The 20,909-nt window shown below is 72.4% G+C and carries 16 protein-coding genes and 1 pseudogene; 3 read left to right on the forward strand and 14 right to left on the reverse strand.

Annotation, left to right across the window (positions count from 1 at the left end):
* Positions 1-7: 7 nt before the first annotated feature.
* The 3 genes from ABZU43_RS04980 to ABZU43_RS04990 all read right to left on the reverse strand — a co-directional run bounded on the left by ABZU43_RS04980 (position 8) and on the right by ABZU43_RS04990 (position 4,786).
* On the reverse strand, positions 8-628 hold the full coding sequence (locus ABZU43_RS04980) for an HAD-IA family hydrolase (RefSeq protein WP_355005260.1): 621 nt from the start codon (positions 626-628) through the stop codon (positions 8-10).
* Positions 628-4,242 carry a chromosome segregation protein SMC gene (gene smc / locus ABZU43_RS04985; protein ID WP_355005261.1) on the reverse strand — a complete coding sequence of 1,205 codons (3,615 nt, stop codon included), beginning with the start codon at positions 4,240-4,242 and terminating at the stop codon, positions 628-630. The genes ABZU43_RS04980 and smc overlap by 1 nt, the downstream gene beginning before the upstream one ends.
* A gap of 349 nt (positions 4,243-4,591) precedes the next feature.
* Positions 4,592-4,786, reverse strand: coding sequence for a hypothetical protein (locus ABZU43_RS04990; RefSeq protein WP_030487463.1), 195 nt, complete (start codon positions 4,784-4,786; stop codon positions 4,592-4,594).
* 372 nt (positions 4,787-5,158) lie between these two features.
* Here ABZU43_RS04990 and ABZU43_RS04995 point away from each other — a divergent pair, with 372 nt between their 5' ends.
* The gene (locus ABZU43_RS04995; protein WP_355005262.1) at positions 5,159-6,322 is read left to right on the forward strand and encodes a CAP domain-containing protein; all 1,164 of its coding nucleotides are present in this window, start codon (positions 5,159-5,161) and stop codon (positions 6,320-6,322) included.
* Between the two features lie 116 nt (positions 6,323-6,438).
* Positions 6,439-7,281, forward strand: coding sequence for an endo alpha-1,4 polygalactosaminidase (locus ABZU43_RS05000; protein WP_355005263.1), 843 nt, complete (start codon positions 6,439-6,441; stop codon positions 7,279-7,281).
* 204 nt (positions 7,282-7,485) lie between these two features.
* Here the strand turns inward: ABZU43_RS05000 and ABZU43_RS05005 are convergent, their stop codons facing one another.
* From ABZU43_RS05005 to rsmD, 9 genes and pseudogenes are all read right to left on the reverse strand, one after another.
* Positions 7,486-9,705: an MMPL family transporter gene (locus ABZU43_RS05005; RefSeq protein WP_355005264.1), complete on the reverse strand. Its 2,220-nt coding sequence runs from the start codon at positions 9,703-9,705 to the stop codon at positions 7,486-7,488.
* A gap of 220 nt (positions 9,706-9,925) precedes the next feature.
* Positions 9,926-10,783, reverse strand: a complete 858-nt coding sequence (mutM, locus tag ABZU43_RS05010) for a bifunctional DNA-formamidopyrimidine glycosylase/DNA-(apurinic or apyrimidinic site) lyase (RefSeq protein WP_112582008.1) — start codon at positions 10,781-10,783, stop codon at positions 9,926-9,928.
* 253 nt (positions 10,784-11,036) lie between these two features.
* Positions 11,037-11,744: pseudogene (gene rnc / locus ABZU43_RS05015) on the reverse strand (ribonuclease III); the annotation flags it as partial.
* Complete coding sequence (locus ABZU43_RS05020) at positions 11,741-12,724, reverse strand: phosphate acyltransferase PlsX (protein ID WP_355005265.1); 984 nt, start codon at positions 12,722-12,724, stop codon at positions 11,741-11,743. The pseudogene rnc and the gene ABZU43_RS05020, both read right to left, overlap by 4 nt.
* A 114-nt stretch (positions 12,725-12,838) precedes the next feature.
* A complete protein-coding gene (rpmF, locus tag ABZU43_RS05025) occupies positions 12,839-13,012 on the reverse strand; it encodes a 50S ribosomal protein L32 (RefSeq protein WP_030335284.1) in 174 nt (57 codons plus the stop codon).
* A 5-nt stretch (positions 13,013-13,017) separates the two neighbouring features.
* Positions 13,018-13,581, reverse strand: coding sequence for a YceD family protein (locus tag ABZU43_RS05030; protein ID WP_355005266.1), 564 nt, complete (start codon positions 13,579-13,581; stop codon positions 13,018-13,020).
* A 109-nt stretch (positions 13,582-13,690) separates the two neighbouring features.
* Complete coding sequence (locus ABZU43_RS05035; protein WP_355005267.1) at positions 13,691-14,188, reverse strand: hypothetical protein; 498 nt, start codon at positions 14,186-14,188, stop codon at positions 13,691-13,693.
* A 251-nt stretch (positions 14,189-14,439) separates the two neighbouring features.
* Positions 14,440-14,922: a pantetheine-phosphate adenylyltransferase gene (gene coaD, locus ABZU43_RS05040; RefSeq protein ID WP_091393067.1), complete on the reverse strand. Its 483-nt coding sequence runs from the start codon at positions 14,920-14,922 to the stop codon at positions 14,440-14,442.
* Positions 14,919-15,482, reverse strand: a complete 564-nt coding sequence (gene rsmD / locus ABZU43_RS05045; protein WP_355005268.1) for a 16S rRNA (guanine(966)-N(2))-methyltransferase RsmD — start codon at positions 15,480-15,482, stop codon at positions 14,919-14,921. Before rsmD ends, coaD begins: the two co-directional genes overlap by 4 nt.
* Before the next feature lie 397 nt (positions 15,483-15,879).
* Here rsmD and ABZU43_RS05050 point away from each other — a divergent pair, with 397 nt between their 5' ends.
* Positions 15,880-17,019, forward strand: coding sequence for an LPXTG cell wall anchor domain-containing protein (locus ABZU43_RS05050; RefSeq protein ID WP_355005269.1), 1,140 nt, complete (start codon positions 15,880-15,882; stop codon positions 17,017-17,019).
* A gap of 76 nt (positions 17,020-17,095) precedes the next feature.
* Here ABZU43_RS05050 and recG read toward each other — a convergent pair whose 3' ends face one another.
* Positions 17,096-19,294 carry an ATP-dependent DNA helicase RecG gene (gene recG / locus ABZU43_RS05055; protein WP_355005270.1) on the reverse strand — a complete coding sequence of 733 codons (2,199 nt, stop codon included), beginning with the start codon at positions 19,292-19,294 and terminating at the stop codon, positions 17,096-17,098.
* Entirely contained in the window at positions 19,291-20,904 is a 1,614-nt protein-coding gene (locus ABZU43_RS05060; RefSeq protein WP_355005271.1) for a DAK2 domain-containing protein, read from the reverse strand. The genes recG and ABZU43_RS05060 overlap by 4 nt, the downstream gene beginning before the upstream one ends.
* Between the last annotated feature and the right edge of the window lie 5 nt (positions 20,905-20,909).

The following is a 20,909-nucleotide window of genomic DNA, read 5'->3' on the forward strand; positions in this document are numbered from 1 at the left end:
CAGGCGCTCAGTAGTCCAGGGCCGCCCGCAGGTAACGCAGGTCGGCGTGGCCGCCCCAGCGGTGCGCCGACAACCCGGCGGACCGGGCACCCCGCACGGCCCAGTCCTCGTCGTCGACGCAGAGAACCCGGGCCGGCGGGGTGGCCAGGGCCACGCAGGCGGCCTTGAAGTATTCCGGGGCGGGCTTGTGTACGCCGATCACCGAGGAGTTGACCACCACGTCCAGCTCGCCGACCAGGCCGAGAGCTGCCAGGTCGGAGTCGAGCAAATCGGTGGCGTTGGTGCCCAGCCCGACCCGGACGCCCGCCGCACGGACCTCCCGAACGAACGCCAGCACCTCCTGGTCGACCTCTCCGCGGTAGCTCTGCCACTGCTCCACAGCGGCGCGGGCCCGTTCCGGGCTGCCCACCGATTCGGCCAGGGCGTCCGCCACGCTGTCCATCCACTCAGCGTGGTTGACCTGGCCGGTGAGCACCGGCTGGAGCCGCCCCCACTGCATGGCGATCTCACCGAGCACCCCCTCGGAGAGGCCGTACTCCCGCTCGACAACGGCGGCCACCGCCGGGTCCCACCTGCGCAGTACGCCGTCGAAGTCCAGCAGGAGCGCCGTCGCGCGTTCCCGAGCCACTACCCGTTCTCCTCGCCGCGGCCGTGCCGCTGGTCGTCCTCGTCGGCCCGGTTGAGCCGTTGGCTGATCACCTGGGTGACCCCACTGCGCATGGTCACGCCGTAGAGCGCGTCGGCGATCTCCATCGTCCGCTTCTGGTGCGTGATGACGATCAACTGACTCTTCTCGCGCAACTGTGCCATCAACGTGATCAACCGGCCCAGGTTGACGTCGTCCAGGGCCGCCTCCACCTCGTCCATGATGTAGAACGGGCTGGGCCGGGCGCGGAAGATCGCCACCAACATGGCCACCGCGGTCAGCGACCGCTCGCCACCGGAGAGCAGCGACAGACGCTTGATCTTCTTGCCCGGCGGGCGGGCCTCCACCTCGACGCCGGTGCTGAGCAGATCGTCGGGTTCGGTGAGGATCAGCCGTCCCTCGCCACCGGGGAAGAGCACTGTGAACACCTGCTCGAACTCCCGGGCGGTGTCCTCGAAGGCGCTGGCGAAGACCTCCAGGATCCGCTCGTCCACGTCCTTCACCACTGTGAGCAGGTCCCGACGGGTGGCCTTGAGGTCCTCCAACTGCTCGGAGAGGAACTTGAAACGCTCCTCCAGCGCGGCGAACTCCTCCAGCGCGAGTGGGTTGACCTTGCCGAGCAGGGCGAGTTCGCGTTCCGCCTTCGCGGCCCGCTTCTCCTGCACCGGCCGCTCGTAGCGCACCGGCTCGGGCACCGGCAGACCGTCACGTTCGGCCGTCGCGACGTCCACCGGGGTCGGCGGAACGGGCTGAGCCGGACCGTACTCGGCGACCAGCGTCTCCACGTCCAGCCCGAAATCCTCGGCGGCCTTCGCCTCCAACTGCTCGATGCGCAGCCGCTGCTCCGCCCGGGCCACCTCGTCGCGGTGCACCTGGCTGGTCAGTCGCTCCAACTCCGCGCCGAGCCGCTTGGCGGCACCGCGTACCTCCTGAAGCTCCGCCTCCCGCGCGGCGCGCTCCAGGGCGACCGCGTCGCGGTGCTCCTCCGCCGTCGCGATCGAGGTGGTCAGTCGGGTCAGCGCCTCCCGGGCGCCACCGGCGACGGACCGGGCGATGCCCGCACCCCGGGCGCGGGCGGCCCGCCGGGCCGCCGCGCGTTCCCGGGCAGCCCGTTCCGCGGTGGCCTGCCGCGTGAGCGAGTCGGCCCGGCCGGCGATCGAGGAGACCCGCTCCTCGGCGGTACGCACGGCGAGCCGGACCTCCATCTCGTTCTGCCGGGCCTGCGGCACCATGGCCGCCAGTTGATCCCGTTCCTCGGTGGAGGGCTCGGCGTCGACCGGGGTCTCCTCGGCCAGCCGTAGCCGCTCCTCCAGCTCGGCGAGCGCGGTGAGGTCCCGTTGCCGGGCGGCCTCGGCGCGGGAGCGGGAGTCGCCGAGCCGGTCGGTCTCGGCCTTCGCGGAGCGAGCCGCCGCGCCCAGCTCGGCCAGCCGGCGAGCGGCGGCGTTGCGGTGGCTCTCCGCCTCGCGCTTCTCGGCGGCGGCGTGCTGCACGGCCTCCTTGGCGGTCGCCACCTCGGCGCGCGCCTCGACCAACTGATCACGCAGCTCCAGGCCGGCGCGTTCGGCGGTGACCCGGTTGGCGCGGGCCTCCTCGACTGCGGCCTGAACCTCGATGTAGCTGGGAGCCTTGGCCGACCCGCCCGCCGCCGCGTACGCCCCGACCACGTCACCGTCCGGGGTGACCGCCCGCAGCTCGGGGTTGCTGGCGACCAGCTCGGCGGCGGCGGCGAGATCGTCGACGAGCGCCACGTCCCGCAGGGCCCGGTGCACCGCCGGACGCAGCTCGGCGCTGCACTCCACCAGATCGGGCGCCCACCGGGCGTCGTCCGGCAACTTCGGGCGCAGCGCGTCGGCGGAGCCGGTCATGCCGGGCCCCGCCGGGCTGCCGACCAGCAGTCCGGCCCGCCCGGCGTCGGAGATCTTCAACAGCCGCATCGCCTCGACGGCCTCGTCCACCCCACTGACGGCGACGGCGTCGGCGAGGCCGCCGAGCGCGGCGGCCAGCGCGGCCTCGTGACCGGGCGCGACGGTGAGCAACCCGGCGAGGCTGCCGAGCAGGCCGGGCACGTCTCCGGCGCGGGCGAGCAGCGCCCCGGAGCCGTCCTTGCGCCGCAGCCCCAGGGCGAGCGCCTCCTCGCGGGCCTTCCAGGAGGCGGCGTCCTTCTCCGCGGCCCGCTCGGCGTCGGACAGCGATCGGACGGTGGCCTGGGCCCGTTCCTGCACGGCGACCGCCTCGGCGTGCCGGGCGTCCAGGTCCGCGTTGTCCCGGTCGGCCTCGGTGGACTGGGCGGCGACCGCGTCCAGGTCGGCCTGCGCCTGCTCGGCACGGCCCAGCGCGTCGGCGTGCGCGATCGCGAGGCGTTCGATCTCCTCGCCGGCGCTGGTGGTCCGGGCCCGGGCGGAGTTGACCTGGCCGGTGAGCCGGGCCATCCCCTCGCGCCGGTCGGCGATGGCCTTGGCCGCGGCGACCAGCTCGCGCTCGGCGGCGGCCAGCTGCCGCTCCAACTCCTGGCGGTGCTCGACCGCCTCAGCCAGGCGGATCTGGTCGTCGGTGAGCGCGCCGCGCAGCTCCTCCTCCTGCTCGCGGACGCGTTCCGCCTCCGCTTCCAGCTGGTCCGGGTCGCGGCCGGGCCGCTCGTCGTCGCCGGTGGCGCTGAGGTGCCGCAGTCGCTCCCGGGCCAACTGCTCGATCGAGCGGAAGCGTTCCTGGAGGGCGGAGAGCTTGTACCAGGTGTCCTGGGCGGCGGCGAGCAGCGGCGCGTCCTGGGCGAGGGCGGCCTCCAACTCGCCGAGCCGACCCTGCACCTCGGTGTGCTCACCCTCGATCTGCTCGCGCCGCTCGCGCAGCGCGGTCTCGTCGGCGATCTCCCGGTCCAGGGTGGTCCGCAGGGTGGCCAGGTCATCGGCGAGCAGCCGTAACCGGGCGTCGCGCAGGTTGGCCTGGATGGCGGCGGCGCGCCGGGCCACCTCGGCCTGCCGGCCCAGTGGCTTGAGCTGACGACGCAGCTCCGCCGTGAGATCGGTCAGGCGATTGAGATTCACCTGCATCGCGTCGAGCTTGCGAAGCGCCTTTTCCTTGCGCTTGCGGTGCTTGAGGACGCCGGCCGCCTCCTCGATGAACGCGCGGCGGTCCTCCGGCTTGGCGTGCAGCATGCCGTCGAGGCGGCCCTGCCCGACGATGATGTGCATCTCCCGGCCGATGCCGGAGTCGGACAGCAGCTCCTGGATGTCGAGCAACCGGCAGGAGTTGCCGTTGATCTCGTACTCGCTCTCGCCGGAACGGAACATCCGGCGGGTGATGGAGACCTCGGTGTACTCGATCGGCAGCGCGCCGTCGGTGTTGTCGATGGTGAGGGTGACCTCGGCGCGACCCAGCGGAGCCCGGCCGGCGGTGCCGGCGAAGATGACGTCCTCCATCTTGCCGCCACGGAGGGCCTTGGCGCCCTGCTCGCCGAGGACCCAGGCGATGGCGTCGACGACGTTGGACTTGCCCGAGCCGTTCGGGCCCACCACACAGGTGATCCCGGGCTCCAGCTTCAACGTCGTGGCGGAGGCGAAGGACTTGAACCCCTTCACCGTCAGGCTCTTGAGATACACCTACTCGATCCTCGTCCGGTGGCCGCCGTACCGTCGCCGGCTGTGGGGACCTGGGTGAACCCGCAGACTAACCCGGCGGTGGGAGCGGGCCGGCACGCGACCCGCCCCGCGTCGCGTCGGCGGTGGGCGCGCTGTTGTTCGGTCGACCGCGAGAAAGACAAGCGCCTTTCATGATCGGCTTATCCGTCGACACGCTTTCGGTAACTGTGCGGCGCGCTTCCCGCACGATCGGCTGCAAGATCATGAATCGTCGGCGCCGAAAAGGTGCCGGACAGTGTTGCGCGCCGGCACTGAGGTGTCGGCGCGCATTTTTGCGGTGGTGCGATTCAGTTTTTGTGCGACGTGAAGATCAGGTCAACGCCGGCTCGGCCAGACGGAGAAGATCGTCCGCCTCCGCCGCAGCCGCCGCGAGCCGATCATTGTCGGCACGCAGACGCGTGATCTCGAACTCCAGCGCCTGAACCCTGGAACGCAGTCGGGTGACCTCGTCGAGCAGACGCCGGTCGGGCGCTGCACCTACGTGGCCGTAGAGGGCCTTCGCCATGCTGACTCCTTGATATGCGCTGCCGGAAAGGCCGGCCAAACGCGCGCCCATTTGTACGCGGCTGTCATTCCAGGCTGTATCTGGGCATGACCGGGCGCGACTGGCGACACCTATATATTGAGCCGCAAACCCCTCCTTCGTCAAGTTCTCGCAGGCCGTAGATCATCTCCACGTCGACCTGTCCACTTGCCGGGGGGCTGCCGCAAGGCACGGACACTCTCTGTCCGGACGCCTTTACTGTACGCCCGGATCCGCGGAAGTCAGCACCCTCGTGTCCCACTTCCCCTTAACTCTTTCTTAGCCACGTTGCCGCAGCTCGTAGGCGCGCCGTAGCGTCAGCCCGGCCCGCAACCGACCCGTGGAGGCATAGGCGTGTACGGCTGGACCGATCCGATGGACCCCAACGGCGCCCCCCGGCGCGCCGGAGGGCCGACCGACGAGCCGGCCTGGCTGCACGACCGCCCGGAGCCCCGCTCGGCCTATCTCTTTGGCGACGAACCCGGCCAGCCGGGCGACGAGTGGCACCGGGAGCAGCCCACCGACGGCCGGCAACCGGACCCGGCGATCCCCGCCGAGGAGGCCGACGCCCGCACCGCCGCGTGGGGGGGCCACCAGCCGGACGGCGAGATTCACGGTTGGGGCGACAGCCGCCCGGCCCAGGACACCACCGGCGGACGACGCGCCGAGGTGCCCGGCGGCTGGCACACCGACACCGACCCGGAGACCACCGACGGCTGGCACGGCGCCGCCGAGACCAGCCGGCCCGGCGAGGGACGGCACCGCTCCCCACGCCGCTGGCGCCGGCCACTGATGATCGGAGGGGCCGCCGCGGCCGCCACCCTCGTGGTGAGCTTCGGCGTCGGCGCGCTCACCCTGCCCGGCGGTGACGACGGGGCCGCCCAGCCGACGGCCGTCGACGACTCCTTCGCCACGTCGGCCGCGCCCACCGAAGAGCCGGCGCTGGACACCCTCGCCGCACCCTCTCCGTCGACCATCCCCAGCCCGGCTTCTCCGAGCCCGTCGCCAACCAAGGTCGTCAAGCCCACACCGGCGTCGTCGCGGAGCACCGCCGCGTCGCGCCGTAGCGTCCAGCGCAGCACCGCGCCGAGCAACACCGGCGGCTCCACCGGTTCCAACGGCTCCAGCGGCACCGTCAGCGCCCAGGCCCGCGAGGTGGTGGACCTGGTCAACGCCGAGCGGGCCAAGGCCGGCTGCAAGGCGCTGAGCATCAACACCAAGCTGATGACGGCCGCCCAGCGGCACAGCCAGGACCAGGCCGACAACAAGAACATGTCGCACACCGGCAGCGACGGCAGCAACGCCGGCACCCGGCTGGACCGGGTCGGCTACACCTGGCGCACGTACGGCGAAAACGTGGCCTGGAACCAGCAGACCCCGGCCGCGGTGATGGACGCGTGGATGAACAGCTCCGGTCACAAGGCCAACATCCTGAACTGCGCGTTCACCGAGATCGGCGTCGGCATCGCCAACAGCAACGGACCGTACTGGACGCAGGTCTTCGCGGCGCCGCGCTGACCGCGCGTCGTTCCCGCCCCCGCGCTCGTTGACCCGGTGAGGTACGTCGGGCCGGAGCGTGGGGGCCGCGTACCGGTGCGGGCGGCGACCGGCCGCCCGGGACCCGGGAGCTGCCGATGCGGATCCGGCCGCGGCGACGCGTCGCCGTACGCCCAGTGCGCCGTGTCCTGTCCGCCAGCGTCGCGCTGGTGCTGGTGGTGCCGGCGTACGGGTGCCGGCCCGCGCTGACCCCGCCCGGGGCGCCCACCGCGTGGCCGGCCGCTCAGGCCCGGCACTGGCAGTGGCAGTGGCAGCTCAGCGGCCCGCTCGACCCGGCGGTGGACGCCCACGTCTTCCTCCTCGACCCAGTGGCCACCACCGCCGCGCAGACCGCCGACCTGCGCTCCCGCGACCGCCGGCTGATCTGCCAGGTGAACGTGGGATCGGTCCGCTCCGACGACCCGGACGCCAGCCGGTTTCCCGAGGTCGTCCGGGGCGCGGCCGGGCGTCGACCCGACAGCCGGTGGCTGGACGTCCGGAGTTGGGACGCGCTCCGGCCGGTGCTGACCGACCGGTTCCGGCTCTGCCGGGGCAAGGGCTTCGGCGCGGTGGCGCTCTTCGACGCCGACGGGTACGCGGCGCGCTCCGGCTTCGCGCTCGACTTCGACGACCAACTGCTGTTCAACCGCCGGCTGGCCGAGCTGGCCCGCTCGCTGAGCCTCTCCCCGGGGCTGGTCAACGACGTGCCACAGCTCGCCGCGCTGGCCCCGGACTTCGACTTCGCTGTCAACGAGGAGTGTGTCCGGCTGGCCCAGTGCGCCAAACTGCTGCCGTTCAGCGACGCCGGCAAGCCGGTCTTCCACGTCGAGTACACCGGCTCGACCGACGACTTCTGTGTCACCACCGTCGGCTACGGCTTCGCGTCCATCCGAAAGGACCGCACCCTCGACGCATCCCGCGAACCCTGCCCCCTCCCCTAACCCCACGCCCGCGCCCCAGCCCGCCCACCCCCGCCCCCGCCCCCGCCCCCGCGATCTTGCACTTTCGGTTGCCGGGTTGCCGGGTTTGCCCCGCTTCACCGCGACAGTAACTGCAAGATCGACGGGCTGGAGGGCGGGGCGGCGCGGGCGCGGGGCAGGGGCGCGGGGCAGGGGCGCGGGGCAGGGGCGCGGCGGGGCGGGTGGTTAGGGCACTGGGACCAGCTTCGGGGCGGAGGACGGCGGGTCGGTGGGGGCGGGTGCCGGGCGGGGGCGCAGGAATCGCGGGGCCCACCAGTTGGCGTCGCCGAGCATGGTCATCAACGCCGGCAGCACCACTCCCCGGATGATGGTGGCGTCCAGCAGGATGGCCGCCGCCAGACCGATGCCGAGCTGCTTCATATCGATCGTGCTCAGCGTGGCGAAGATCGAGAAGACCCCGACCATCACGATCGCCGCGCTGGTCACCACCCCGGCCGACGACGTGATCCCGTACGACACGGCGTCGCGGTTGGGCAGGCCGGACCGCACGCCCTCGCGGATCCGACTGACCACGAAGACGTGGTAGTCCATCGAGAGGCCGAAGAGCACCACGAACAGGAACAGCGGCAGCCAGGACACGATCGCGCCCATCGAGGTGAAGCCGAGCAGCCCCTGCGCCCACTCGCCCTGGAAGATCAGCACCAGCAGTCCGTACGCGGCACCGGCGGACAGCAGGTTCAGCGCGATCGAGCTTGCCGCGATCACCACCGACCGGAAGGTGAACGTCATGACCAGGAAGGTCAGTACCAGCACGAAGCCCATGACCAGCGGCAACTTGTCCCGGACGTGCTGGGCGTAGTCCTCGCTGTCGGCGACGCTCCCGCCCACCGCGTACTCGATGCCGGGGATGCCCCGCAGTTCGGCCGGGACCAGGTCCCCGCGCAGCTTCTCCAACGACTGCACCGACCGGTCGTCCCGACTGGCGTACGGGGTGGGGACGTCCAGCACCGAGACCCGCCGGTCAGCCGACACCTCGATCTTTGGGCCGTCCGCCTCGGCCGGGGCGAACAGCGGATCGGCGGCCGCCCGGGTGGACAGGCCGGTGAGGGCGGCGCGTACCTGATCGGCCTGGTCGGCGGGCGCCCGGACAGCCACCACGTGATTGGTGCCGGCGCTCGGGAAGGCGGTGGTGAGCCGGTCGTACGCCTGCATCGCCGGAGTCGTGCGGGGCAGGTCCTCCATGCCGGGGAACTTCAGCTTCATGCCGAGCGCCGGCGCGGCCAGCGCGAGGAGCAGCCCGACCGAGATGATGAGCGTCGCCACCGGCGCGCGCAGCGCGGGCCGGAGCACCGCCGGCCACAGCCGGGGCGCGCGGGGCTCGCCGTGCCGGCCGGTACGCGGCGCGGTCAGTCGCCAGAGCAGCGGCACCCGGGGCCGATCCACCCAACGGCCGAGTCGGGCCAGCAGGGCGGGCAGGACGGTCAGTGAACCGGTCACCGCGACGGCCACCACGAGGATCGAGCCGATGGCGAGGGACGAGAAGACGACGTCGCCGGCGAGCAGCAGCCCGGCCATCGAGATGATCACCGCGAAGCCGGAGACCACGACGGCGTGCCCGGAGGTCTCCGCGGCGATCTCCACCGCGTCCAGACCGGACCGGCCCTTGGCGCGTTCCTCCCGCTCCCGACGGATGTAGAACAATGAGTAGTCGACGCCGACCGCCATGCCGATCAGCAGGATCACCGGTGCCGTGGTGTCGGTGGCCGGCACCAGGTGCGAGGCGAGAGTGGACAGACCCATCGCGGCGGCGACCGAGGAGAGGGCCAGCAGCACCGGCACGCTCGCCGCGATCAGCGCGCCGAACGCGATGATCAGGATCGCCAGGGTGACCGGCAGGCTGAGTAGCTCGGCGCGCTTGAAGTCCTTGCCCAGGGTGTCGTCGAGGGCCTGACCGATCGACGGTCCGCCGACATGCTCGACGCGAAGCCCGGGGTGCGCGGCCTGCACGGAGGCGGTGGCGTCCCGCAACGGCTGCACCCGCTCCGAGGCCGTCTCCGGGTCACCCGACATGGTGATCGGCAGCAGCAGCGCCGAGCCGTCCCGCGCGGTGACCGGCTGGCCCACCCCGGCAACCCCGGTGACCGTACGCAGCCGGGCCGCCGCGTCGTCGGCCGCCGACTTCGCCGCCGCCGGATCCAACGCGCCACCCCGGGAGGTGATGAGGACGTTGTCCACTGCCGGGTCGTCGAAGTTGGCGGCGTCGACGATCAGGCCGGCCCGCCCTGCCTCGCCGATCGCCTGGTCACCGCTGGTGGCCTCGTTGAGTCCGGCGGCGTTGCCGCCGACGAAGCACACCGCCACGAACACGGCCCACAGTGCGATCGCCCGCCACGGGTGCTCGGCGCTCCACCGCGCCAGTCGCACCGTCACCGGTCTTCTGCCCATCTCAGGTCCCCCCGTCACGTCAACCCCCTGTCAACGGTGCTGACGCTAGGTGCGTGACGAGGCGGTCACATCGGGGATCGACCCGGATCCACCCTGGAACCAGCGGACCGGGCGCGGGGGTGCGTTCGCCGGACATCGGCCCGCGATTCGGACGTACACCGGGGGCCTGCCCCGAGCGACAGGCCGCGACCCGCCGGCATCGCCCCGAGCCGGCTCCGGGTCATCCCCGAAGGGAACCCCGGGGCCGTGGCTGACAGTGCGGGCAACTGTACGAGGACCGGTTCATGAACGCCTCGCGGCGGATCGGCGCGCCACACCGACGGCACGGCTCGCCCTCGCGGCCGTAGGCGTTGAGCGCCCGGTCGAAGTAGCCACTCTCGCCGTTGACGTTCACGTAGAGGGCGTCGAAGCTGGTGCCGCCCTCGCTGATCGCCTCGGCCAGCACGTCGCGGACGTGGCCGAGCAGACGCTGCGCGGCCGGGCCGGTCAACGCGTCGGTGGGTCGTCCGCCGTGCAGCTTGGCGCGCCAGAGCGCCTCGTCGGCGTAGATGTTGCCCACCCCGGAGATCAGGGTCTGGTCGAGCAGCGCGCGCTTCACCTCGGTGTGCCGGCGACGCAGCGCCGCGACGAACGCCTCGTCGGAGAACTCCGGGTCCATCGGGTCGCGGGCGATGTGCGCGATCTCGTCGGGCAACTCGGCGCCGCCCTCGCTCACCGAAAGGCCGCCGAACGTGCGCTGGTCGACGAAGCGCAGCTCCGGGCCGTCGTCGCTGAACCGGAACCGGACCCGAAGGTGGGTCTCGTCCGTCGTCCCGGGTGGCTGGAGCAGCAGCTGACCCGACATGCCGAGGTGCCCGACGATCGCGTCACCGCTGTCCAGCGGCAGCCACAGGTACTTGCCGCGACGGCGGGCGTCCAGCACCGTCCGGCCGGCGAGCACGTCGGCGAAGTGCACGTCGCCGGGAGCGTGCCGGCGGACCGCACGCGGATGACGAACCTCGACCGAGGCGATCCGGCGGCCGACGACCCACTGGGCCACCCCCTGCCGGACGGTCTCCACCTCGGGCAGCTCAGGCACGCGGGCGACCCGTCTCGTGGCCGTCGGCGCCCCCGGCCGGCAGCGCCTGAGCCAGGTGGTCGGCCTGCTCGGCCTGCGCCGCCCGCTCGGCGCTCTCCAGCGGCCCGAACGGCTGGCCGCGGTCGGCCGAGTCGTCCCGGTCGACCGGCTGGTCCTGACGATCGTCGCCGACCCGACCACCCTGACCGCCGTCGCCGTTCTGGCCGCCGTCGCCGTTCTGACCACCCTGGCCGCCGTCGCCGTTCTGACCGTTCTGCTCGGCGAGCGTCCGCCAGGCGGCCTCGGCGGCCCGCTGCTCGGCCTCCTTCTTGCTGCGCCCCTCCGCGCCGCCGTACCGGTTGCCGGCAACCACCACCCAGGCGGTGAACGTCTTGAGGTGGTCCGGGCCGGTGCCTTCGATCCGGTACTCCGGTACGCCGAGACCGAGCGCCGCCGTCAGCTCCTGGAGACTGGTCTTCCAGTCCAGTGCGGCCCCACGACCGGCCGACTCGGCCATCAGCGGGTCGAAGAGCCGGTGGATGACGATCCCCGTGGTGTCCAGGCCGTACTGGAGGTAGATCGCGCCGAGCAGCGCCTCCAGCGTGTCGGCGAGGATGCTCGCCTTGTCCCGGCCACCGGTCGTCTCCTCACCCTTGCCGAGCAGCAGGTACGCGCCGAGCCCGTCCGGGCCCAGACCGCGGGCCACGTCGGCGAGCGCCCGCATGTTGACCACGCTGGCCCGCAGCTTGGCCAGCTGTCCCTCGGGGAGGTCCGGGTGGTTGTGGAACAGCGCCGTGGTGATCACCACGCCGAGCACCGAGTCGCCGAGGAACTCCAGCCGCTCGTTGGTCGGCAGCCCGCCGTTCTCGTACGCGTACGACCGGTGGGTCAACGCGCGCTGGAGCAGCTCGGGTTCCAGGCTCACTCCGAAGGCGGCTTCCAGGTGACCGACGGACGCCCGCCGCCGCTTGTCGTTGCTCATGTGCGTACCTCGGTGTCGGTGGAGCGGTCGGTGCGACCGGTCGCGGCGTCGCGGTCGAGCAACGCGGTGACCAGATCGGTGGCGCGCCGCCGCCACAGGTGGGCGGCGAGAGCTATGCCGGAGGCGACGTCGTCGGCGCGGGCGGACCCGTGACAGACGACCACCGTCCCCGCGACGCCCAGCAGGGCCGCCGCGCGGGGCGCGCCGCCCTGGGCAGGTGGGCCGCCGGCCATCGCGTACGCGCCCTCGATGGCCTTGAGCAGCACGTTACCGGTGAAGCCGTCGGTGACGACCACATCGGCGCGCGCGCCGAGGGCCACGTCGTACCCCTCGACCAGCCCGACGTAGCGCGCCCCGCCGGGCAGCGGTTCGACGGCGAGCAGGGGGTCGGTGGCGCGGCGGACCCGGTCGCCCTTGCCGGCCTCGGTGCCGACCGAGAGCAGTCCGACCCGGGGCGCGGCGATCGAGTGGGCCACCGCCGCGTAGGCGGCGCCGAGCACGGCGTGGCGGGCGAGGGTGGCCGGGCGGGGTTCCAGGGAGCCGCCGACGTCGAGCAACACGACCGGCCCCGCCACGGCGGGCAGGGTGGCGGCCAGCGCGGGCTGGCGGATCTCCGGCGAACGGCCGAGGCCGAGTACGGCCGCGGTGACGGTGGCGCCGGTGGCGCCGGCGGAGACCAGGGCGTCGGCGGTCCCGTCCCGGACGGCGGTGACCGCGGCCCGGACGGTGCTCTCGGCGCGGGCGGCGCTGGGATGGTCGGCCATGCCGACGACATCGCGAACGGGCCGCACCGTGATCCGGGCGCGTTGCGCGGGATCGAGGGCAGCAATCAGCTCGTCGGCGACCTCGGTCGGACCGACGAGAAGCAGATGCAGGTCGGGGTCGGCGCGCATGGCCCGCAGAGCGCCGTCAACCACGACGGCGGGAGCGTCGTCCCCGCCGAGGAGGTCAACGGCGATCCGCGCGGCGCCCGGCTCCACCGGAACGCCGGCCGGACTGGGCCGGCCGGCGTCGGAGGGAGCCGGGGCACCGGGCGAATGCCAGGATGCGCGCGCCGCCCGACCTGGGGTCGGGGGCGTCACTCGGCGTCCAGGTCAGACCTCGAGAACCTGGCGGCCGTTGTAGGTGCCGCAGACGGAGCAGGCGGCGTGCGGCAGCTTCGGGGACTTGCACTGCGGGCACGCGACGGTCGCGACCACTGTCGCCTTCCAGTTCGCCCGGCGGGACCGGGTGTTGCTGCGCGACATCTTGCGCTTCGGGACGGCCACGGTTCTTACTCCTCTGTAACGGTCAGTTGCGACAGGCCCGCCCAACGCGGGTCGATCTGCTGGTGACTGTGGTCGGCCGGCAGATCGTCCCAGTGCGCCCCGCATTCAGGGCACAGTCCTGGGCAGTCCTCCCGGCAGAGCGGGTTGGTCGGCAGCGTGAGCACCAACGCGTCCCGCAGCGCCGGCTCCAGGTCGATCAGATCGCCCTGCATCCGGCCCACCTCGTCCTCGTCGGTCGTGGCGTCCGTGGTGCTGTCCTCGTACGCGTACAGCTCCTGGATCGTCACGCCCATCGAGTCGTTGATCTCGCGCAGGCAACGGCCGCACTCGCCCCGGACGGGACCGGTGATGGTCCCGGAGACGAGCACGCCCTCGGACACCGACTGCAACCTCAGATCGAGGTCGAGGTCCGCGCCCGCCGGCACGCCGATCAACTCCACACCGAGGTCCGCCGGTGCCGGCACGACCCGCTGGACCTCACGCAACGCGCCAGGGCGACGCGGCAGGTCCCTCGTGTCGAGGACCAGCGGCGCCTTGGGGTTGAGTGTCGATGGCGAGTGCTTGGGCATAGTTAGACTCCGGCCGGTGAGAGGCCGACAAAAAAGGTTACCTGGACGACCGCCCGACCGTCGAACCGGGGGCGACGCCCGCCTGAGAAGTCGGCTGGTGAGGTGCCGCTCAGAAGGGTAGCGGGCGTTCCGCCTCATCCCCAGCGAAGGTGCCGATCTCCCGCAGCGCGTGCATCTTGTCCCGGCCGCGCTCTATCGAGGCCAGCGCCCGGGTGAGGAACTGCTCGAAGTTGGCCAGCGCGGTGTCGACGTAGTCGTCGACCTCCTCACGCAGGCGTTGCGCCTCGGCGCGGGCCTCGCCGATGATCCGGGCGCCCTCGTGCTCGGCCGACACGGTGATCTCGTTCACCGAGACCAGGCGGGCGTGTTCTGCCTCACCCTCGCTGATGATCCGGTCCGCCTCGCGCTTGCCGGCGTCCATGATCTTGTCCCGCTCCTCCAGGAGCGCGGCGGCGCGACGCAGGTCGGCGGGGAGATCGGCACGCATCTCATCGAGGGCAGCGATCATCTCACCCCGGTCGACCATGCAGTTGTTGCGCGACATCGGGACGGAGCGGGCCTGCTCCAGGATGGCGATCAGTTCTTCGATGCGATCGAGCGGGTCCACCGGCTACCTCACTCCTGTCGTTCGTCGGCCGACCTCCATGATGCGGGCTACGGCCGTTCCCCGCGCCACCAATCATGTCGTGCCGGCCCCGCCGCCGCCCCACTCACCCCAACCCGGCGAGTCGCGACATAGTCACCCGCAGCTCCCACCGCGCCGATCTTGCACTTTCGGTCACGTCGAACCATGCCGAAACAGGCGATGCGGGCACCGTAAGTGCAAGATCGCGGAGGTGGAATGGGGCCAGAGCCCGTTCAGGGGCGGGGGCCCAGGCGGGCCTGGAGGGCTTCGCGGACCGGGTCGGGGACGTGGGCGGAGATGTCGCCACCCCACTTGGCCACGTCCTTCACCAGGCTCGACGAGAGGAACGAGTAGAGCGGGTTGGTCGGCATGAAAAGCGTCTCGACGCCGGCCAGACCGATGTTCATCTGGGCCATCTGCAACTCGTAGTCGAAGTCGCTGACCGCCCGCAGGCCCTTGATCAGCACACTGGCCTGCTGCGCCCGGCAGAAGTCCACCAGCAGCCCTCGGAACGACTCGACCCGCACGTTGCCGTACGACGAGGTCACCTCGCGGAGCATCTCGATGCGCTCCTCGACGGTGAACAGGCCACTCTTCGACTGATTCACCAGCACACCGACGATCACCTCGTCGAAGAGCCGACTGGCCCGCCCGATGATGTCGAGGTGTCCGTTGGTGACCGGATCGAACGAACCGGGGCACACCGCACGTCTCATGATCGGCGACCGTACCAAAGGGTGGTCTCGCCGTAACGGCGACTGCGCTCGGCGGTGATCCCCTCCACCCAGTCGAACTCCCTGGTGCGGCGGGACCGCTCCACCACCACCAACGCGTCGGGCGCCAGCCAGCCGCCGTCGACCAGCGCGGCCAACAGCGCGGTGATCTCCTCGTCCGGCACTGCGTACGGCGGATCGGCGAAGACCACGTCGTACGGCCCGTCGTCCGGCCCGGCGGCCAGCACCGTCGCCACCTTGCCGGTGACCAGACGGGCCGCCGGACCCGCACGGAGGGCCGCCACGTTCTCCCGGATCACCCGGGCCGCCCGCGGGTCGGACTCGACCAGCAACACGTGCCGGGCACCTCGGGAGAGCGCCTCCAGCCCGACCGCGCCGGAGCCGGCGTACAGGTCCGCGAAGCGGGCACCGTCGAGATCGACAGCGGCCTGGACCGCACTGAACAGCGCCTCCCGGACCCGGTCCGAGGTGGGTCGGGTGCCGGCGCCGGGCGGCGCGGCGATCCGCCGGCCACCGAGCGTCCCGGCCACGATCCGGGTCACCGCTTCCTCCTGCTCATGCCCGCGACGCTACGCGATGCGGCGCGGACCCGGTCAGCACGGCGCGGATCCGGAGAAGGGGCCGGCCGGCGACGACGGGGAGCACCTGAGCAGCCCCGACGGCACGGCGTCCACCGTGGAGCCCGGGCGGGGCGGACCGTCCCCAGTGACCAAATCAACACCTTCGGTATATCAAAGATCACGAATCAACTACATTGCCGGATGGCAATGATCTGAACTCCCCTCATTAACCACCCATCAGTACAGTCTCCCCCTGTCCCCGCTTTCGCCGCGGGAACACCACCGCGTCGCGCGACGCCCCGGTGAGCAGTGACTCCCCGGTCACGATGCCTCCCGGCCTTCCGCCACGCGATCCGTACCCCCCTCACCAGGAGCAGGCGTGAACCCTCCCAAGTCTCCGTTCCGGCGCGCCGCGGCCATCGCCGCGGGCGCGCTGATCGGCCTCGCCGGCGTCGTGACGTTCGCCGCACCCGCCAGCGCCCACCACAGCGAGATCCAGGTCAAGGCCGACTGTGACACCGCCACCGGCGAGTGGGTCGTCAACTGGACGGTGAACAGCTACGCCCCGGGCGGCGTGGACAACTACAAGTTCAGCGAGGTCTCGGCGAAGACGTACGTCGGCGAGACCGCCAGCGACGCCGCCATCGACGGCATCGCGGTGACCGAGGGCGACACGTACCCGCTCGCTGTCAGCCAGGCCGTGAAGGCCACCCAGCGCCTGGACGCGAAGACCACCAAGGCCACCCTGTCGGTGCGGGCCATGTGGGACAACGAGTTCGAGGACGACCAGCTGCGCTCGAAGTCGATCGAGTTCAGCGGCACCTGCGCCGCGGAGCAGCCGCCGGTGCCGGCGACCCCGAAGCCGACCGCCAACGTGGCAGCGGACTGTGACGGCGACGTCGTCGTCAAGCTTCAGAACGCCGAGGACGCCACCGCCCCGGCGAAGTTCACCATCACCGGTGCCGACGGCTTCACCAAGACCGTCACCGTGAAGGTCGGCAAGAACGAGTCGGTCAAGGTGCCGGCCAAGAACGCCACCGCCATCAAGGTGGTCGCCGACGGCGTGGACAAGCCGCTCTTCGAGGGCACGCCCGCCGCCGCTGAGAACTGCGTCGAGCCCGGCGAGCCGGCCGGCAGCTACAAGTCGACCTGCACCGAGCTGATCTTCGACATCGCCAACCCGGCCGACGGTAAGACGATCACCATCACCTTCACCCCGAACAAGGGCAAGGCCCAGACGCTGACCGTCGAGCCGGGCAAGAGCGGCACCGTCACCTTCCCGGCCCAGGAGGGTCTGACCGTGACCCCGACCGCCGAGGGTCTCGACGACACCAGCCCGATCGCCTGGGAGAAGCCGGCCGACTGCGCCCCGGGTCAGGGCGGCGGCAAGGACGAGCCCGCTCTGCCGCTGACCGGTGCCGCCACCGGCGGCATCATCGCCGGCGCCGTGGTGCTGCTGGCCGCCGGTGCCGCCCTGTTCGTGGTGGCCCGTCGTCGTCGGGTTCGCTTCACCGCCTGAACCAACCCGCTCTGACACCTGAGGGCGCGTCGACCACCCGGTCGGCGCGCCCTCAGCCATGTGATGGCCTGCGTGCTCAGCCCTTCTCCAGGTACTCCGCGCGGTCCTCGTCCACCAGTGCGGCCACCGACGCGGCCAGTGCCGGGCTGCGAGCCAGCTCCGGGTCGTCCTCGATCAGGGTGATCGCCTCGGCGCGGGCGTCGCGAATCAGGTCGGCGTCGCGCCGCAGGGACAGCAACCGCAGGTGCGAGCGGTGCCCGGACTGGGTGGCACCCAGCACGTCGCCCTCACGGCGTTGCTCCAGATCCAGTTCGGCGAGCTTGAAACCGTCGCTCGTGGACGCCACCGCGTCCAACCGTTCCCGCGCCGACGAACCCTCGGCCGCCTCGCTGACCAGCAGGCACAGCCCGGCGGCGGCACCCCGGCCGACCCGGCCCCGCAACTGGTGCAGTTGGGAGACACCGAACCGGTCGGCGTCCAGCACGATCATCACTGTCGCGTTCGGCACGTCCACGCCGACCTCGATCACTGTCGTCGCCACCAGCACGTCCAGGTCACCGGCCGCGAAGGAGCGCATCACCGCGTCCTTCTCGTCGGCCGGCAGGCGACCGTGCAGCACCCCGATCCGCAGGCCCCGCAGCGGGCCCTCGGCCAGCAGCGGGGCCACCTCGGTCACCGCCAGCGGCGGCCGACGGCCATTGTCGTCCTCGGCTGGGGGCTCCTCGTCGCTGGTCGGCCCATCACCGATTCGCGGGCACACCACGTACGCCTGGTGGCCGGCGGCCACCTCCTCGCGCAGCCGACGCCAGGCCCGATCCAGGTAGGCGGGCTTCTCGGCGGCCGGCACCACGTGCGAGGCGATCGGCGACCGCCCACGGGGCAGCTGGGAGAGCGTGGACACCTCAAGGTCGCCGTAGACGGTCATCGCCACAGTGCGCGGGATCGGGGTGGCCGTCATCACCAGCACGTGCGGCGGCTGGTCGGCCTTGGCGCGCAGGGCGTCGCGTTGCTCCACGCCGAAGCGGTGCTGCTCGTCGACCACCACCAGGCCGAGGTCGGCGAAGTCGACCCCCTCGTAGAGCAGGGCGTGGGTGCCGAGCACGATGCCGGCGGCACCGCTGGCGACCTGGCCGAGCGCGCGGCGGCGGGCCGCCGCGCCGAGCGAGCCGGTGACCATCTCGACCCGGGTGGCGTGCTCGGCGGAGCCCAGCTCACCGGCCCGCCCGAGCGGCCCGAGCAGGTCGAGCATGCCGCGGTGGTGCTGGGCGGCCAGCACTTCGGTGGGTGCCAGCAGCGCGGCCTGCCCACCCGCGTCGACCACCTGGAGCATCGCCCGTAGCGCCACCACCGTCTTGCCCGAGCCCACCTCGCCCTGCAACAGGCGGTGCATGGGGTGCGGAGTGGCCAGGTCAGCAGCGATCTCCACACCGACCTCCCGCTGACCGGCCGTCAGCTCGTACGGGAGTCGGGCGTCGAAGGCCTCCAACAGCCCGTCCGGGCGCGCCGGGCGGGGCCGGGCCGGCCAGTCGGCAGCCCGGTGCTTGCGCTGCACCAGGGTCACCTGGACGGCGAAAGCCTCGTCCCACTTGAGGCGCCGCCGCGCCTGGTGCAACGCCTCCTTGCTGGACGGCCGGTGGATCTCGGTCAGCGCGACGCCCAGACCGACCAGCTTGCGGCTGGCCCGCACGGCGCCCGGCAGTGGATCGTCCGGCGGGGTGAACGTGTCCAGCACGACGCGTACGCAGCGCGCGATCACCCAGGTCGGTACGGCCGCGGCGGCCGGGTAGACCGGGATCAGCGCCCCGGCGAACTCCTCGATGTCGTCGCTGAGCGCCGCCTCGCCGTCGCCACCCTCACCGAGCAGGACGTACTCCGGGCCGTTGAGCTGCCGTTTGCTGCGAAACTCGGTGACCTTGCCGGCGAACAGACCCCACCGGCCCGGGCGCAGCTCGCGCTCCCGCCACGCCTGGTTGCCGAAGAAGGTCAACGTCAGCACCCCGCCGGAGCCGTCGCCGACGGTCACCTCCAGCAGGTTGCCCCGCCGCTGACGCATCGGGCGCACTGTGGTGCGCTGCACCTGGGCCATGACGGTGACCTGCTCACCGACGTCCAGTGAGCGGATGTCGGTGTGTTCACCGCGCTCGTCGTAGCGACGCGGGAAGTGGTAGACCAGGTCACCCGCGGTGTGCAGGTCGAGGTGCGAGGCCAGCGCCTTTGCTGTCTTGTCCCCGACCAGCTTCTTCAGCGGAGTGTCCACGGTGGCTGGTTCGCTCATTCGATCCCTACCAGGAGCGGATAAAACGGCTGGCCGCCCGGGTACGCGTGCACCTCGACGAACGGCCAGCGTCGCGCGACGTGCGCGCGGACGGCGTCGGTGAGCCCGGCCGGAGCGTCCACCCCGGCCAGCAGGGTGACCATCTCGCCGCCACCACCGAGCATCCGGTCGACCACCGCCGCGCAGGTGTCGGTGAGGTCGGTGCCGATCAGGTGCACCTCCCCCTCCACCAGCGCCAGCACGTCACCGGGACGGCACGGGCCGGCCACGGTCAGCGCCTCCCGGCTGGCATGGCAGACCTCGGCGTACCGGCAGGCGCCAGCCGCCTCGGCCATCGCGATGACGTCGTCCTCGAAACGGCGGTCGCCGTCGCGGACCGCGAGCGCCGCCAGTGCCTGCACCGGCGAGCGGGTCGGCACCACGCTCACCTTGATGCCGTACCGATGGGCCTCGCGGGCGGCGGCGCTCGCCACCGCCTCGGTGTTGGCGTCGTTGGGCAGCACCACCACCCGGGCCGCGCCGGTGCCGCGGACGGCGTCCAGCAACTCACCGGTGGACGGGTTGCCCGGCACGACGGTCGCGCCCTCCGCGGCGAACAGGTCGGCGATGCCGCCACCGGTGGCCACCACCACCGCGGCCCGGCCGGCCACCACCGGGCCGGAGGGCGACTCCGGCTGGTCGGCGAAACGGGTGACCGAGATGCGGTACGGGCGGCCGGCGGCGACACCCGCCTCCACCGCCGCGCCCACGTCGTTGACGTGCACGTGCACGTTCCAGGTGCCTTCCGGCTCACGCCCGTCGCCGACGACGACCAGCGAGTCTCCCAGGGCGTCGAGGGCCCGCCGCAACCCGTCGACCGCCTCGGCGCGGGCGTCGAGCAGGAACTGCACCTCGTACGCGTACTCGTCCGAACCGGTCTCGCGGGCGACGGCGGCCGCCGGGCGGGCGGAGCGCGGTGCCGGTGCGGGCCGGGCGGCGCTCTCCCCGGTCAGCACCTCGACCAGGGCGTCGAGCAGCACGCAGAGCCCCCGGCCACCGGCGTCGACCACACCCGCGCGGGCCAACGCCGGCAACTGCTCCGGGGTGCGGGCGAGCGCCTCGGCCGCCGCCCGGGCCGCGACGCCGGCCACCGCCGGCAGGTCGTCGCTGTCCGCGCCTTCGGCTGCGGCGGCGGCGGCCGAGATCACGGTGAGCAGGGTGCCCTCGACCGGCCGGGAGACCGCCGTGTACGCGGCGGTGGTGCCGGAGCGCAGCGCGGCGGCGAACTCCCGGCCACGCACCGCCGGCACGCCGGCGACCTGGTCGGCGAGACCACGCAGGATCTGCGAGAGGATCACCCCGGAGTTGCCCCGCGCGCCGAGCAGCGCGCCCTGGGCCATCAGCCGCAGCGCGTGCCCGTGCGCTGTCGGCCCGCTGTGCGGGAGAGTGTCCAGATCCATGGCGAGGGCCTGCTGCGCCGAGGTGAGAGTGAGCACCAGGTTGGTGCCGGTGTCGCCGTCGGGCACCGGATAGACGTTGAGCTGGTCGATCTCGCCCTGGTGACGCTTCAGTGCGGCCAGCCCGCTCGCGCACCAGCGGCGGACCGCGGCGGCGTCGAGGGTGTCCAGCACGGGCA

Source organism: Micromonospora sp. NPDC005205, from assembly GCF_040608275.1.
GTDB lineage: Bacteria > Actinomycetota > Actinomycetes > Mycobacteriales > Micromonosporaceae > Micromonospora.